Origin of the sequence: Henriciella aquimarina, from assembly GCF_002088975.1 — a bacterium.
GTDB classification, from domain to species: Bacteria; Pseudomonadota; Alphaproteobacteria; order Caulobacterales; family Hyphomonadaceae; genus Henriciella; species Henriciella aquimarina.
In genome coordinates, this window is the sequence record NZ_NCST01000072.1 from 30,148 (window position 1) to 44,332 (window position 14,185).

16 protein-coding genes are annotated in these 14,185 nt (G+C 64.2%); 4 read left to right on the plus strand and 12 right to left on the minus strand.

What is annotated here, in order from left to right:
• Positions 1 to 38 precede the first annotated feature (38 nt).
• The 7 genes from B8784_RS11340 to B8784_RS11370 all read right to left on the minus strand — a co-directional run bounded on the left by B8784_RS11340 (position 39) and on the right by B8784_RS11370 (position 5,770).
• Entirely contained in the window at positions 39 to 1,436 is a 1,398-nt protein-coding gene (locus tag B8784_RS11340) for an NAD-dependent succinate-semialdehyde dehydrogenase (protein ID WP_084398066.1), read from the minus strand.
• A gap of 91 nt (positions 1,437 to 1,527) precedes the next feature.
• The gene (locus B8784_RS11345; protein WP_084398067.1) at positions 1,528 to 2,460 is read right to left on the minus strand and encodes a ribose-phosphate pyrophosphokinase; all 933 of its coding nucleotides are present in this window, start codon (positions 2,458 to 2,460) and stop codon (positions 1,528 to 1,530) included.
• Positions 2,461 to 2,547: 87 nt separating this feature from the next.
• Entirely contained in the window at positions 2,548 to 3,327 is a 780-nt protein-coding gene (gene pgeF, locus B8784_RS11350; RefSeq protein WP_233356074.1) for a peptidoglycan editing factor PgeF, read from the minus strand.
• A gap of 45 nt (positions 3,328 to 3,372) precedes the next feature.
• The gene (locus B8784_RS11355; RefSeq protein WP_084398069.1) at positions 3,373 to 4,047 is read right to left on the minus strand and encodes a hypothetical protein; all 675 of its coding nucleotides are present in this window, start codon (positions 4,045 to 4,047) and stop codon (positions 3,373 to 3,375) included.
• Between the two features lie 4 nt (positions 4,048 to 4,051).
• Positions 4,052 to 4,858 carry a pyrroline-5-carboxylate reductase gene (gene proC, locus B8784_RS11360; RefSeq protein ID WP_084398070.1) on the minus strand — a complete coding sequence of 269 codons (807 nt, stop codon included), beginning with the start codon at positions 4,856 to 4,858 and terminating at the stop codon, positions 4,052 to 4,054.
• Positions 4,845 to 5,348: a type III secretion system chaperone family protein gene (locus B8784_RS11365; RefSeq protein WP_084398071.1), complete on the minus strand. Its 504-nt coding sequence runs from the start codon at positions 5,346 to 5,348 to the stop codon at positions 4,845 to 4,847. The genes proC and B8784_RS11365 overlap by 14 nt, the downstream gene beginning before the upstream one ends.
• Positions 5,349 to 5,524: 176 nt before the next feature.
• Positions 5,525 to 5,770, minus strand: coding sequence for an accessory factor UbiK family protein (locus tag B8784_RS11370; protein WP_084398072.1), 246 nt, complete (start codon positions 5,768 to 5,770; stop codon positions 5,525 to 5,527).
• Positions 5,771 to 5,855: 85 nt separating this feature from the next.
• Here B8784_RS11370 and lgt point away from each other — a divergent pair, with 85 nt between their 5' ends.
• Both lgt and B8784_RS11380 read left to right on the plus strand, forming a co-directional pair.
• Positions 5,856 to 6,791: a prolipoprotein diacylglyceryl transferase gene (gene lgt, locus B8784_RS11375; protein ID WP_084398073.1), complete on the plus strand. Its 936-nt coding sequence runs from the start codon at positions 5,856 to 5,858 to the stop codon at positions 6,789 to 6,791.
• A complete protein-coding gene (locus B8784_RS11380) occupies positions 6,788 to 7,828 on the plus strand; it encodes a class I SAM-dependent methyltransferase (protein ID WP_233356075.1) in 1,041 nt (346 codons plus the stop codon). Before lgt ends, B8784_RS11380 begins: the two co-directional genes overlap by 4 nt.
• Here B8784_RS11380 and B8784_RS11385 read toward each other — a convergent pair.
• The gene (locus B8784_RS11385) at positions 7,825 to 9,138 is read right to left on the minus strand and encodes a sensor histidine kinase (RefSeq protein WP_084398074.1); all 1,314 of its coding nucleotides are present in this window, start codon (positions 9,136 to 9,138) and stop codon (positions 7,825 to 7,827) included. The two genes, B8784_RS11380 and B8784_RS11385, sit on opposite strands and share 4 nt — an antisense overlap.
• A gap of 90 nt (positions 9,139 to 9,228) precedes the next feature.
• The gene (locus B8784_RS11390; RefSeq protein WP_084398075.1) at positions 9,229 to 9,999 is read right to left on the minus strand and encodes an SDR family NAD(P)-dependent oxidoreductase; all 771 of its coding nucleotides are present in this window, start codon (positions 9,997 to 9,999) and stop codon (positions 9,229 to 9,231) included.
• A 133-nt stretch (positions 10,000 to 10,132) separates the two neighbouring features.
• Between B8784_RS11390 and B8784_RS11395 the strand changes: the two genes are divergently transcribed.
• A complete protein-coding gene (locus B8784_RS11395; RefSeq protein ID WP_084398154.1) occupies positions 10,133 to 11,023 on the plus strand; it encodes an AraC family transcriptional regulator in 891 nt (296 codons plus the stop codon).
• Here the strand turns inward: B8784_RS11395 and B8784_RS11400 are convergent.
• Together B8784_RS11400 and B8784_RS11405 are read right to left on the minus strand one after the other, a co-directional pair.
• Positions 11,010 to 11,687, minus strand: a complete 678-nt coding sequence (locus B8784_RS11400; protein ID WP_084398076.1) for a response regulator — start codon at positions 11,685 to 11,687, stop codon at positions 11,010 to 11,012. The genes B8784_RS11395 and B8784_RS11400 overlap by 14 nt on opposite strands.
• Positions 11,684 to 12,118: a MarR family winged helix-turn-helix transcriptional regulator gene (locus B8784_RS11405; protein WP_143435443.1), complete on the minus strand. Its 435-nt coding sequence runs from the start codon at positions 12,116 to 12,118 to the stop codon at positions 11,684 to 11,686. Before B8784_RS11405 ends, B8784_RS11400 begins: the two co-directional genes overlap by 4 nt.
• A gap of 94 nt (positions 12,119 to 12,212) precedes the next feature.
• On the opposite strand from B8784_RS11405, the gene B8784_RS11410 reads away from it, so the two are divergent.
• Entirely contained in the window at positions 12,213 to 13,103 is an 891-nt protein-coding gene (locus B8784_RS11410; protein ID WP_084398078.1) for a branched-chain amino acid aminotransferase, read from the plus strand.
• Between the two features lie 6 nt (positions 13,104 to 13,109).
• Here the strand turns inward: B8784_RS11410 and B8784_RS11415 are convergent, their stop codons facing one another.
• Positions 13,110 to 13,991 carry a protein phosphatase 2C domain-containing protein gene (locus B8784_RS11415; RefSeq protein ID WP_084398079.1) on the minus strand — a complete coding sequence of 294 codons (882 nt, stop codon included), beginning with the start codon at positions 13,989 to 13,991 and terminating at the stop codon, positions 13,110 to 13,112.
• Positions 13,992 to 14,185: the final 194 nt, after the last annotated feature.

Below are 14,185 nucleotides of genomic sequence, written 5' to 3' on the forward strand. Positions count from 1 at the left end.
GGGGAGCCTTTTCTCGTCTGGATCGCTCAATGAACCGATCAGCCCATCACATTGATGGCCTTGATGTTCACGAACTCCTTCATGCCGAAGCCGCCATGCTCGCGGCCATAGCCGGAATTCTTCACACCGCCGAAGGGCATGTTGGGCTGGGCGAGACCGAAGCCGTTGATGAACACCATGCCGGTGTCGAAATGCTTCTCGGCCAGCTCGATTGCCTTCTCCTTGTCGGCGCTGAAGATGCCGCCGCCAAGACCGAACCGGCTGTCATTGGCGATCCTCATCGCATCCTCGCCGTCCTTGGCACGGATCAGTGAAGCGACCGGGCCGAACAGCTCGTCATCATAGGCCGGCATACCGGGGCTGACATTGTCGATCACAGTGGCCGGATACCACCAGCCATCATCCGGAGGCACTTCGCCGCCACACTGGATGCGCGCGCCCTTCTCGACGCTCTTCCGGACCTGCTCATGCAGGTCATCGCGCAGATCTTCGCGCGCCATCGGGCCGATATCGCCCTCATTGTTCAGCGGGTCGCCATATTTGATGTCCTTCATCGCTTTCACGAATTTATGGCGGAAGGCATCATAGATCTCGTCGACGACAATGAAGCGCTTGGCGGCGACACAGGTCTCGCCATTATTGTAGACCCGCCCCATCACGCATTGCTGGACGGCGGCATCTATGTCGGCATCGGCCAGCACGATATAGGCATCGTTGGAGCCGAGCTCGAGCACGGTCTTCTTGAGCTTCTCGCCGGCCTTCTTCGCGATGATCTGGCCAGCTGACGCGCTACCCGTCAGGGTGACGCCGCGCACCAGCTTGTGCTCGATCACCTTGTCGGACTGGTCGTGATTGATGCGCAGCACGGAGAAGAGGTTTTCCGGCAGGCCGGCATCGCGGAACAGCTTCTCCAGCATCAGGCCGGAGCCGGTGACGGATTCGGCATGCTTCAGCAGGACGCCATTGCCCGCCATCAGATTGGCGATGGCATAGCGGATCACCTGATAGGCCGGGAAGTTCCAGGGCTGGATGCCATAGATCACGCCGATCGGGGAATAGGCGATCAGGCCGCGCCCGCCATTCGGCAGCTTGCGTTCCTCGCGCTGCAGCTCTTTCGGGCCATTCTCCGCCGTCCAGTCGCAGATGCCAGCGCAGAGGTCGATTTCCTGCTCGCCCTGTTTGACGAGCTTGCCCATCTCATTGGTCATCAGGCGGGCGAGTTCGGTCTTCTTCGAGCGCAGGCGCTCGCCAATGGCCTTGATGATTTCGGCGCGCTTTCCCGGGCTTTCATGGCGCCAGTCGAGAAAGGCTTCGTGGCATTTCTGGATGGTGTTCTCGACATCGCTGTCGCCCATCCGCGGAAAGCGTTCCAGCTCTTCGCCGGTTGCCGGATTGATTGTCGTGAGCATGTCGCCCAGTTGCTGACTGTCAGCCATTTCTTGGCCCTTCCTTCTTGCTGGATGTCAAAAACCAACACAAAGGAGGCGCAGGCTGTTCCGGCCCAACCGGGCCGGACTGCATTACAAATCAGTCGAAGAGTTTCGAAACACTCTCATTATTGGCGATGCGGCGAATGGCTTCGCCAAGCAACGGCGCCACAGAGAGCACGCGCAGGCTGCTGGACTTGAAGTCTTCCTCGGTGGGGCGGATCGTGTCGCAGATGACGATCTCGTCCATGACGGATTTTTCGATCCGCTTGACCGCATTGTTGGAGAGCACCCCGTGAGTGACATAGGCGCTGACGCCGCTCGCGCCCTTGTCCTTCAGCGCCTTGGCGGCGTTCACCAGCGTGCCGCCGGAGTCGCAGATATCGTCGACCATGATGCAGTGGCGTCCGGAGACGTCGCCGATAATGTTCATCACTTCCGACTTGCCGGCTTCCGGGCGGCGCTTGTCGACGATGGCGAGGTCGACGCCCAGCCGGTTGGCGAGGTTGCGCGCGCGCACCACGCCGCCAACATCCGGTGAGACCACCATGACATTATTGCTCGCATGCGCGATGCGGATATCGTTCTCGATGACCGGCATGGCGACAAGATTGTCGGTCGGCACGTCGAAGAAGCCCTGGATCTGGCCGGCATGGAGATCCATGGTCAGCACGCGGTCGGCGCCGGCCTTGGCGATGAGATTGGCGACCAGCTTGGCCGAGATCGGCGTGCGGCCATCGGTCTTCCGGTCCTGGCGGGCATAGCCGTAATAGGGGATGACGGCGGTGATCCGGCTGGCAGACGCGCGCACCAGCGCATCGATGCAGATCAAGAGTTCCATCAGATTGTCGTTCGCCGGCTTCGAAGTCGACTGGATCACGAAGACATCCTCGCCGCGCACATTCTCGTTTATGCGCACGAAGATCTCATTGTCGGCGAAATTCTTGATCTCGGCATCCGAGAGCGGGCAGTCGAGATGGTCGGCGATAGCCTCGGCCAGCGGTTTGTTGGCGTTGCAGGAAATCAGTTTCATCGCGGGGGCAGCCCTTCCCGTTACTCCGTTTGCGGTGCTTTTGACGCAAGGCACGACGAGTCGCAAGGGAAAGGGTGTAGGTCGGAGTCAGCTCTCCAGCATGATCACCGAGCCCTGGCGGCCATAATCGGGTTCGCCGCGATGGGTTCGGCGCCGGTTGGAGAAGTACATCTCCTCCATGGCGCAGGTGTCGTGGCCGATGACGTCGACCCAGGCGAGCTTCTCGTGGACCAGCCGGTTCTTCACGAAGGTCTCGATATTGAACTGGAAGCGCCCGGCCTGTCCCGGCCAGAAGAGGTTGCCGCTCCAGGGCGCGCGCTCGAGGAATTCGTCGCGGAATTCCGGGCCGACTTCATAACTGTCCTGACCGATGCACGGGCCGACAGCGGCGTGAATGTCCTTCCGGTTGGCCCCGATCTCTTCCATCTTCGCGATTGTGGCCTCGCAGATGCCGCCCAGCGCACCTTTCCAGCCGGCATGGCAGGCGCCGATCACGCCGGCTTTCCGGTCGGCCAGCAGGACGGGCACGCAATCGGCGGTCAGGATGCAGAGCGCGATCCCCGGCAGATTGGTCACCATACCGTCGGCGCGCGGACGCTCGTCGCCCCAGGGCATGGTGGCGAGGAGGGCGCGGTCGGAATGGACCTGATGGCAGGAGAGCAGCATCTCCGGGCCTTTCGCACCGATCTCTTCGGCGATCAGCGCGCGGTTGCGGGTCACCGCCTTGGGCTTGTCGTCGGAGCCGGGGCCGACATTGAGGCTTTCATAGATGCCGTCGGAAGTGCCGCCCTGACGCCCGAAGAAGCCGTGGCGCAGGCCCTTCATGCTGGCAAGGTGCGGGGCGAGAGTGTGGGGAATGGTGGCCATGGGAGGAGGGCGTAGGGCGAATTGCGGGAAAAGGGAACGCCGCTTCTACTCCGCCTGTTCCGGACGTGTCTCGTCGGTTGGGGCGGTTTCGCCGGCTTTCGGCTCGGCTGCGCTGTCTGCCTCGTCCGTCGAGGCCTTGCGCTTGCCCCGGCCTTTGATCCAGCCGGCACGCTCTTCCATCTTGCGCAGCTCGCTGTCGAGTTTCGCCATGGTGCGCGAGAGATCGGCGGACTCTTCCTTGCGCCAGGCGCGTTCGGCCTGCGCGATGGCCCAGGCAATCGCGGTCGCCCGCAGCGGCTTGGGCAGGCCCTCGGAGGCGTCGAGCCCGGCGCAGACGAGCGCCCATTCGGCCGAGGCCTGGCGTGCCGAGATCAGCGCCATCAGGCGCAGCGGCTGGGTCTGGCGCCACTTCATCAGCGAGAGCAGGGCCGGGCGGTGGGCTTCCATCGCCTCGAAGCGCATCATGATGACGTCGAAGAGGCGGGTGCGCGGGGTTTCGTCTGCGGCGAAGGAGCCTTCGCTCATCGCGCGGTCGAAATAGCTCTCGACCGTGTCGGCAATCGTGTCCTTGTCGGCGACGCCGTGAAAGCTCTCAAGTTCCAGACCGGCCTTCTTGGCGATGGCCGACAGGGTCAGCTCGTTCCATGGCGTGTCGTGGGCAAGCTCAAGGGCGGCCCGCACACCAAGGTCCAGGATGGTTGTCTTGCGCTCGTCTTTCATCGTCTCAGTCTCCGGAGAGTTCGCGATCGCGCTTGATCGCTGCCCCGACAGCTTCTTCCATGAGAGATGGCATCGCATCCGCGCGCATCAAGACATCAAGTGCTGCCTTGGTGACGCCGCCCGGCGAAGTAACGTTCTCGCGCAGTTTCGAGGGCGGTTCGTCGGCGTCCATCATCAGCGCACCAGCGCCTTCGATGGTTTTCTTTGCCAGGCGAAGCGCCATAGCCTCGTCTAGGCCGTGAGCCTTGCCGGCGGCTGCCATGACTTCCGCAAGCAGGAAGGCATAGGCGGGTCCGCAGCCCGAGATTGCGGTTGCCGCCGAGAGCTGGTCTTCCCTGATCGGGCCTTCGACATCGCCCAGGGGCGCCAGCAGGTCTTTCAGATAAGCGCCGTCATCGGGCGAGGCATCATCAGGCAGGCAGAGCAGCGTCATGCCTTTTCCGATGAGACCCGGCGTGTTCGGCATGGCGCGGGCCACGCGCTTGGTGTCGAGCTTGCCGGCCATGCCGTCCAGCGTGATGCCGGCCATGATGGAGAGCACCAGCGTGTCCGGGCCGACCAGCGGGGTCACCGTATCGGTGATCTTTGGGAAGATTTGAGGCTTCACCGCGACGACGAGCGTGGCCGCCGGTTCCGGCGCCGGGTTGAGCGCGATCTTGCCGGCCGCTTCCCAGGCTTTCAGTTGCTCTGTCGGGTTCGGATCGTGAATGGCAATCGGGCCGTCATAGCCCGCACCGATCCAGCCGCCCGCAAGGGCAGAGCCCATGCGGCCGCCGCCGACAAGCGTAATGCCGGGCTCAGGCTTCGCCATCGGTTTCGAACAGGGCCGCGTCGATGGCCTCTTCCGGGCTCTTGCCGGCCCAGATCACGAAGTTGAAGGCCGGTACGAACATGTTGACCGCATCGGTGGCGGCCGCCAGCACGGCGCGGATTTCGCCCGGATCCGGCTCCAGCCGGTCCAGCATCGGAATGGTGTGGCGGAACAGCATGACGCCGTCCTCGATCCAGTAATCGAAATGGCCGAGCCAGAGGCGTTCGTTCGCCATCAGGACGAGCTTCGCAATCGCCTGCTGGCGTGCGCGCGTCGGTTTCAGGTCGAGCGTCAGCGTGAAGTGCAGGGCCGGCGGCTCGATGCGCGAAGCGAACAGAGCCCCCATCTCGCCCCAGCGGCTCTGGGCGATGCACTGCAGCGTCGACTCCTCGTCGCGCTGATGCTCCCACCCGGCGCTTTCGAGGCAGGCTTCGACGAGATCGAGCGGATCGGCCAGGTTATCCCGGGAATGTTCGATGTTGAGGCTCATTGGCTTGGTCCTCCGAATCGGCGTGGCAGGAGGCCACGGGACGGGACGGTAACATGGGACGGTCGGCCTGCAACCGAGCTTCTCCCAAGGGTTGTGGAAACGCCCCCATACCTGCGTCGCACGGGGATTGCTGCACTGCAAACATTCAGTGCAGCTGACACAGCGCTGGGAGCGCCTCAGGCTTTCTTCTTTTCCAGCGCCTCGACGCGCGCCTCGAGGGCTTCGACACGCTCCAGCGCCTTGACGGCGATCTGCCTGAGCGCCTCGACCTCGTCGCGCTCGGCGAGGTCCATGTCGGCGATCATCGAGCGCACGCGGGCCTGCATGGCCGTGCGGGCTTCGTCGCCTGCGGTGCGGGCCGCGCCCATCGCGCCCGTCATCAGCCCGGCGAGATCATCAAGCAGTGGATTTGAAGTGGCCATGCGGTTACTCCTTGCCGCGAGGTATGGGAGAGATTACCCGATCCCTAGCAGATAGGACGGGTGTCAGACAGGGGAAAGACGCCGCATGTATTCACTCTACACCGCCGCGCTCAGTTTCCCGGGCTTCAGTCCCGCCCTGTTCGAAATCGATCTCGGCTTTCTCGGTCTCGGGACATTCCCGATCCGCTGGTATGCGCTGGCCTATATTGCGGGCCTGGTCATCGGCTGGCGTTATGCGCTCGCCCTGATCCGCCGCCCGGCCCTGTGGGGTGGCAAGAGCCCGGCCACCAAGGACGATATCGACGACCTGCTTTTCTACGCCACGCTCGGCGTCATCCTGGGCGGGCGGATCGGTTATATCCTGTTCTACCAGATACCCTTCCAGTTCGACACGATCCAGCGCGACCCGATAAGCATTCTGCGCATATGGGAGGGCGGCATGTCCTTTCATGGCGGCCTGCTGGGCGTTGCCATCGCCATCCTGATCGTGGCCAAGCTGCGCGGGATCCGGTTGATGCCGATTGCCGACATTGCCGGTGTGGTGACCCCGATCGGGCTTTTCCTCGGCCGGTGCACCAACTTCATCAATGCCGAGCTCTATGGCCGCCCGACGGATGCGCCGGTCGGCATGGTCTTTCCGGAAGGCAATGCGGGCGGCACGCCGGCAGCCTATGACTGGCAGGCCGGGGAGTGGGTCTATACCGGCGCCGAAGTGCCGCGCCATCCAAGCCAGCTCTATGAGGCCTGCCTCGAGGGCCTGATCCCGGCGCTGATCATTTCCTTTCTGGTCTGGCGCTTCGGCCTCCTGAAACGGCCGGGGCTGTCGGCCGGCCTCTTCCTGCTCTTCTACGGCATCGGGCGCTCGATCTCCGAACAGTTCCGGGAGCCCGACCGGTTTACCTGGGGCGTTATGCCGGAGTGGCTGACCATGGGACAGCTCCTGTCCATGCCGCTCTGGCTGGGCGGGGTCTTCCTCGTCTGGAACGCGCTGCGCAAGCCGCCCATGCAGGCGTCTGCGTGAGCCTGAAGGACGACCTGACCTCCCTCATCCAGGCCGGCGGGCCCTTGCCTGTCTCGGCCTATATGAATGCCTGCCTGCACGATCCGAAAGCGGGCTATTACGCCACGCGCCCCGGCATCGGACGGGACTTCGTGACCGCGCCGGAGATCAGCCAGATCTTCGGGGAGCTGCTGGGCCTATGGTCGCTGCATGAGTGGCAGGCCATGGGCGAACCGCGGCCGGTGCGCCTGGTCGAGGTCGGCGGCGGACGCGGCACCATGATGACCGACATGCTGCGCGCCATTGGCAAGGCGGGGCCCGGCGAGGTCTTCTCGCTCGCCATGAATGAGGCGAGCCCCATCCATGCCGCGCGCCAGAGCGAGGCACTGTCACACTTCCATCCCGATTTTCTCGGTGAGTTTCAGACGCTTGGGGATGCTCCCTTCATCCTGATTGCGAATGAATGGCTCGACTGCCTGCCGGCCCGACAGTTCGTCAAATCCGGCGAAGCCTGGCATGAGAAAGTTGTCGGGCTGGACGAGGATGGCGGCCTGGCCTTCGGGCTTGCGGCCGATGATGCCGGCGATGCCCCGCAGGCACCGGGGCGGGGCGCGGTAGAGGTGCAGCCCGCACTCGAGACGCTCGTGGACATGCTGCGGAACGCCTTCGACAAGGTGCCGGGTCGGGCGCTTTTTATCGATTACGGGCCGGACGATGCGGCCCCCGGCGACACGCTCCGCGCCTTCCATCGCGGCGAGCAGGTCGATCCGCTCGCCATGCCCGGCGAAAGCGACCTCACCGTCGATGTCGACTTTGGCCGGCTGAAACGGCTCGCAGAGGCGGCCGGGCTGCATGTTCATGGGCCGGTGGAGCAGGGGCCGTTCCTGCTGTCCCTCGGCGCCGAAGCACGCATGCAGGCTCTCATCAAGGCCAACCCGGCGCAGGCTGAGGCGCTCCATGAGGGTGTCGTGCGCCTGGTCGATCCCGAGCAGATGGGCGCGCGCTTCAAGGTGATCTGCCTGTCTTCGCCAAACCTGCCGGCGCCGGCCGGGCTCTAGCTCGGCAGCCGCAGCCTGACCCGCAGGCCACCTAGCGGGCTGTCTTCCAGCCGGATGTCGCCGCCATGCTGGCGGGCCGTGTCGCGCGCAATAGAGAGGCCGAGCCCCGTGCCGGGGACATTCTGGTTGCGCGAGGCATCGAGGCGGTGGAAGGGCTTGAAGGCTTCCTCGCGGCGGTCCTCGGGAATGCCCGGCCCGTCATCGTCGACGATCAGTTCGGCCATGTGTGGCCCGTTGACGACCTCGACCTCGACCGTTTTGCCGAAGCCCTGCGCATTGGAGATCAGGTTCGAGACCGCCCGGCGCACCAGCCCTTGCCGGGCAATGATGGTGACCGGGTCTAGCTTGCGCAGCGTCGCCTCCTTGCCGAGCGCGGCGACAACCTCCTGGACCAGCTCATCGAAGCGGAAGGAGACGGGCTGTTCGCCCTCGCGCCCGCTGGCAAAGGAGAGATATTCCTCCAGCATGGCCGACATCTCCTTGAGGTCGGCCTTGGCCGCCTTGATCTCGTCGGTCTCCTCCATCATGGCGAGCTGCAGCTTCAGCCGCGTGAGCGGGGTGCGCAGGTCATGGCTGATGCCGGCCAGCATGGCGGTACGCTCCTCGGCGAAGGTGGTCAGGCGCGTGCGCATGTCCATCACCGCGCGGGCAGCATCGCGGATTTCGGTCGCCCCGGACGGCCTGTACTTGTGGGCGTTGCGCCCTCGGCCATAGGCCTTGGCGGCTTCGGTGAGCTTCAGGATGGAGCGGACCTGGTTGCGCAGGAAGCCGAGCGCCAGGGCGATCAGGATGCCCGTCGCCCCGATCACCCAGACGATGAAGATATGGCCCGTGGTCGAGAAGGTCCGGTCGCGCTCGGCCAGGAAGCGGATCACATCGTCGCCGTCCTGGACGCGGATATCGACGGTCTCGCCATAGCCGGAAATGTCGAACCAGAAGGGCTCGTCCAGCGAGACATCGAGCTCGCGCGTCAGGATGTCGTCGAGCGCGGTGAAGAAGAGCTGCTTCTGTTCCGTCGGCAGGGTCGCGTCCTCGAGCACATCGACGCTGAGCTGCATCTGGTCGTCTGCCAGCTGGCGCATCTCGTCGAAGTCGGCCCCGAAGCGGTGGCGGGCCTCGACCATGAAGGCGATCTCGCTCGACATGGTCTGGGAGAGCTTGCGCGAGGTGTGGCGCCAGTGGCTGTCATAGAAGATATAGGTCACCGCCGTCAGCAGCAGGATCACAGGCAGGACCACCATCAGCACCGAGCGCGGATAAAGCCCGCGCGGGGTGATGTCCCTCAGTCTCAGGTGAAACAGCTTCGGCATCTCTCCATGCCTAGCCGGGCCGAGCGGAATGCGAAAGCGCCTTCTGTCCTGATGCAGACAGAAGGCGCCATACGCTGGAAGACAGCGTCTCTAGTGGTGGATGCCGCCGGAGACCTCTATGCGCTCGCCATTGATCCAGCGTGTGTCACTGGTCAGCATGGCGGCAACGGCCCCGCCGATATCCTCCGGCAGGCCAACCCGGCCGAGCGGCGTGTTGCCGGCAATGGCCGCATTCATTTCTTCATTGTCGCGCACCAGACCGCCGCCAAAATCGGTCTCGATTGCGCCCGGCGCGATGGTGTTGACCGAAATGCCGCGTGATCCGAGTTCAAGTGCCAGATAGCGCGTGAAGACCTCGATGCCGCCTTTCATCATCGCATAGGCCGAAAAGCCGGCATAGGAGAAACGGGCAAGCCCCGAGGAGATATTGAGAATACGCCCATTATCGGCGATGCGGGGCAGAAGGGTCTGCGTCAGGAAGTAGACGCCCTTCAGATGCATGTTCATCAGCTGGTCGAATTGCGCCTCGCTGGTTTCAGCGATTGGCGTGTTGATGCCGATGCCGGCATTGTTGACGAGGCCGGTGATCGTGTCGGTGCCCCAGGTCTCGCCGAGTGTTTGGCCAAGTTGCGTCTCGAACCGGGTGAAACTGGCCATGTCACCGGTATCGAGCTGCAGGGCGGCGGCCGTCCGGCCTTTCGCCTCGATTTCCGAGACGACGCCGGCGGCGTCCTCTTTTCTGGCGTGATAGGTGAGAACGACATCGGCGCCCTTGTCGGCCAGGCCCAGGGCCATGGCACGGCCGAGGCCTCGGCTGCCGCCCGTAATGAGGAAGATGGGGGTTTGTGTGTCGAAGGTCATGACTAGCTCCTTTCCGCTATGCCCGGAAGCTAGGGAGAGGGGGCGGTTCGCTTAATGCCGGATGGTCCGCATGTCTTGCCTGATTGTCCAAATGGCCTTGTGCGCCTTTCCGGTCTGCCTCAGATTGCCGGCGATGACACGCCAGACCCTTATCGAGGCCGTTGATGGCTGGATCGACCGACAGCCGGGCCACGGCCCCTTTCATGACGGGCCTGTCGAAGGGCTGCGCTTCATGCGAACGGCGGCCCCGGTCTCACCTGAACCGATTATCTACCAGCCGCAGATTTGCCTGAATCTCCGAGGGGCCAAGCAGCTCCTGATCGGTGACCGCATTGTCGATTACGACGAGATGCAGTTCCTGCTGCTCAGCATCGACCTGCCGGTGCGCGGCCGTGTCACGCGGATCGGCGAGGCCTCGACCTTTCTGGGGCTGATCCTTGAAATCGACATCGGGGCGATGGTGAAGGTGGCCGAGCGCGCCGCACTGGATCGTCCGCCTGAGGAGAGGGCCGGCCCCGGCCTGTTCGTCGCTGATCTGACCGGGGACATGATGGACGCGATCGAACGCCTGATGCGGCTTTCCGACCGCCCGGAGGCCATTCCGGTTCTGGCCCCGGCCATCAAGGACGAGCTTTATTACTGGCTGCTGACTGGTCCGTACGGGCGTGATGTGCGCCGTCTCTTTCCGGCCGACAGTCATGCCCAGCGTATCGCCCGGGCCATTGCCGCGATCCGGGAGGATCTTACCGCTCCGGTCAGCGTACCGGAGCTGGCCGGTCTTTCAGGGATGAGTGTCTCTTCCTTTCACCAGCATTTCAGGACGGTGACCTCGATGTCGCCGATCCAGTACCAAAAGCGGCTGCGGCTCCTCTCGGCGCGCGACATCATGCTGTGCGAAGGCGTGAATGTCTCACAGGCGGCGTTCCGGGTCGGCTATGAAAGCCCGTCGCAGTTCAGCCGGGAGTATGCACGGACCTTCGGCGCCCCGCCGCGCCGGGACATTGAGCAAATCAATCCGGCATGAGCCTGTAGCCGATGCCGCGCACGGTCTGGAGATGGACGGGCTGTTTCGGGTCGGGTTCGATCTTGCGGCGCAGGCGGGTGACCTGCACGTCGATGGACCGCTCCGTGCTGCCGGCTGAATGGGAGGCGAGTTCCTCGCGGCTGACCGCTTCGCCGGCCTGTGAGGCCAGCGCCGTCAGCAGCTGCAGCTCGGCTTCGGTCAGGCGCACACGCCGGTCGCCCTCGGTCAGCTCGCCGCGCTTGGCGTTGAAGACCAGCCCCGACATCTCGATTTCTTCGGGCGGCGGCTCGACATGGGTGCGCCGCAGGATGGCATTGACGCGCAGGGCGAGTTCTTCGGGCTCGAATGGCTTGGCGAGATAGTCGTCGGCGCCGGCCTTCAGCCCCTCGATCCGGTCGGAGGTCTCGCCGCGCGCGGTCAGCATCAGGACCGGCGATTTGATGCCCTGCTTGCGCAGGCTCTCGATCAGCTCCAGGCCGGACTCGCCCGGCATCATAATGTCGAAGATGGCGAGGTCGAAGTCGAAGGTCGCAAACAGCTTGCGGGCGCTGGTGGCATTGGCGGCGACCGTGACGCGATAGCCCTCGCGCGTGAGATACTGTTTCAGCAGGGTGCGGATGCGGTCGTCGTCATCGACAACGAGGATGTGCGGGGCTTCGCTCATCGCGTCAGCGCCTCCAGCACGGCCCGGTTGCCGGCCACCGATGTGGCCCCGGCTTCGCGGAAGGCTTCGCGCATGGCGGACCGCAGCTCTGAAACGACCGGATTCAGCACTTGTTCTCCTTGCTCGGACACTGACAGGCGGCGGCGGCGGGCGTCGCGTCCGCCCGGTGTCTTGCGGATCAGCTCGCGCTTGTCGAGCTCTCCGAGCAGGCGGGCCATGGTCGGTGTGGTGGCGCCGGTCAGCTCCCGCAGTTCGCTGACGGTGCGGTTCGGTTCATAGCGGATCGTGATCAGCAACCGGAGCGCCGGCATGTTCAGCCCGGTCTCCTCCTGGCCGCGTCGCAGCGCCGCAGCTATTGCACGTTCACTTGCGAGCAGAAGCGCAATACCATTGTCGAGCTCTTCCTCCCTGAGAAAGAGTCGCGGATCCACCCGCCCCGTTTCGCCCGGCTTTTGGTTGACTTCAGATGCCACAGTCTGAGAATGGAGCGGTTTTCTTTTAGAAGTTCAAGCGAGGACATAAAAAATGGCTTCCATCCCGTATCATGATCGCGACGGATACATCTGGATGGACGGCGAGTTCGTCCCGTGGCGCGAGGCGAATATTCACGTCCTGACCCATGGCCTGCACTATGCCTCCTGCGTCTTCGAGGGCGAGCGCGCCTATGGCGGCCAGATTTTCGAATCGCGGCGCCACTCGGAACGCCTGCACCGCTCCGCGGAGATTCTCGACTTCACGGTGCCCGGCACGGTCGAGCAGCTGGAAGACGCCAAGAAGGAAACGCTCGCCAAGTCCGGCCTGGACAGCGCCTATGTGCGTGCCTTCGCCTGGCGCGGCAGCGAGATGATGGGCGTCTCGGCCCAGAACAACAAGATCCACCTCGCCATCGCCGTCTGGCACTGGGGCGACTATTTCAAGGACAAGATGAAGGGCATCGCGCTGACCCATTCGCAGTGGCGCCGTCCCGACCCGAAGACCGCGCCCTGCGACGCCAAGGCGGCCGGGCTCTACATGATCTGTACCCTGTCCAAGCACGCTGCCGAGCGCGACGGCTATGCCGACGCCCTGATGCTCGACTGGCGCGGCCATGTGGCCGAGGCGACTGGCGCGAACATCTTCTTCCTGCGCGATGGCGCGCTGCACACGCCGACGCCGGACTGCTTCCTGAACGGCATCACCCGTCAGACCGCGATCAAGCTCGCCGAGGCGCGGGGCATCGAGGTGGTCGAGCGCACCATCCTGCCGGAAGAACTGCCGACCTTCTCGGAATGCTTTATCACCGGCACAGCCGCCGAGATCACGCCGGTGCGCTCCATCGGCGATGTCCAATACACGCCGGATGCGGTCACCGAGGCGCTTGTGACCGATTATTCGGACCTCGTGAACGGCAAGGTGAAGAACCCCGTCGCGGGCTGATCCGGGCTAATATCCATCGGAATCGATGTGGACGAGGACGGCGCTTGCGTCGTCCTCTTTCTTTACGCGCGGCGCTTTCCGGCAATCGGGATCGTCGGCTTCGAGCTGGCGCAATAGCCGGTAGAGCGGGTCGAGGCCGTCCTGCATGGCGGCAGCGATCAGGCCCCCGGGCGTATAGGCCGTGAAATGGTCGATCAGCCGGGCGAAGCCATCCGTCATCAGCAGCATGTCGACCGGGGCGGGCAGGGCGAAGGTGTATTCGCGCATATGGCTGGCGGCTTCCGGTGTGATCGAGAACACCCAGTAGCCGCCGGGCCGGTTCATCAGCCGGCGCTGCTCGCGCAAATGCGACCAGAGTGCTTCCTGGGCGGCGGGGTCGGTGGCGCCACTGAAAGCCGCGAAGGTGGAGAGGCGCTCGGCATCGCCGCCGCCATGGCTCAGGTCGCCCACGACATGGATCGTGCCGTCGCCGACGCGCAGGATGGCGCTGCAATCGCCGAGCCCGGTGAAGCGAAGGTGCAGGCGGCGGCCACACCGCTCCCAGCCGCAGAACAGCCCGGCCGCCGAGGGGATGGCGAAATCTGGCACGTCCTTGCCGGCAACCGCCAGCATATAGTCATCCCGCACGCGCCCGAGGATCCGCCGGATCGGGACGCGCACCGGCGTGGCGCCGCGCGGAAGGTCTGAGAAATAGCGGTCCAGCTGTTCGGCAAGCCAGGCGGCATCGCTGTCGGCGCCCGGAACATAGACGTCGGAGGTGACGCCCGTCGCTCCGTCGATGACCCAGGCATAGCCATTGTCGAGCCCGCTGGTGCCGCCCGCCCGGTCGTCATTCGGCGTGCTTCCGCCACGATTGGAAAGGACAGACAGCCAGGTCGTCTTGATCATGAAATCGGGACTTACCGGGATTCTGGTACAGATTTACGTCGCTTGCGCCGATTTCATCTTCCGCGCGAGGGGGCGGCCTGCGGCAAACCCGCCGGCGGCCTTCGGTTCGCGCCGGTTTTGTGCTATGGTCAGACAATAACCGAAAGAGGTTCGCTATCGCTTTATTCAGCAAGAAATCCGCAAAGAACAAGGCG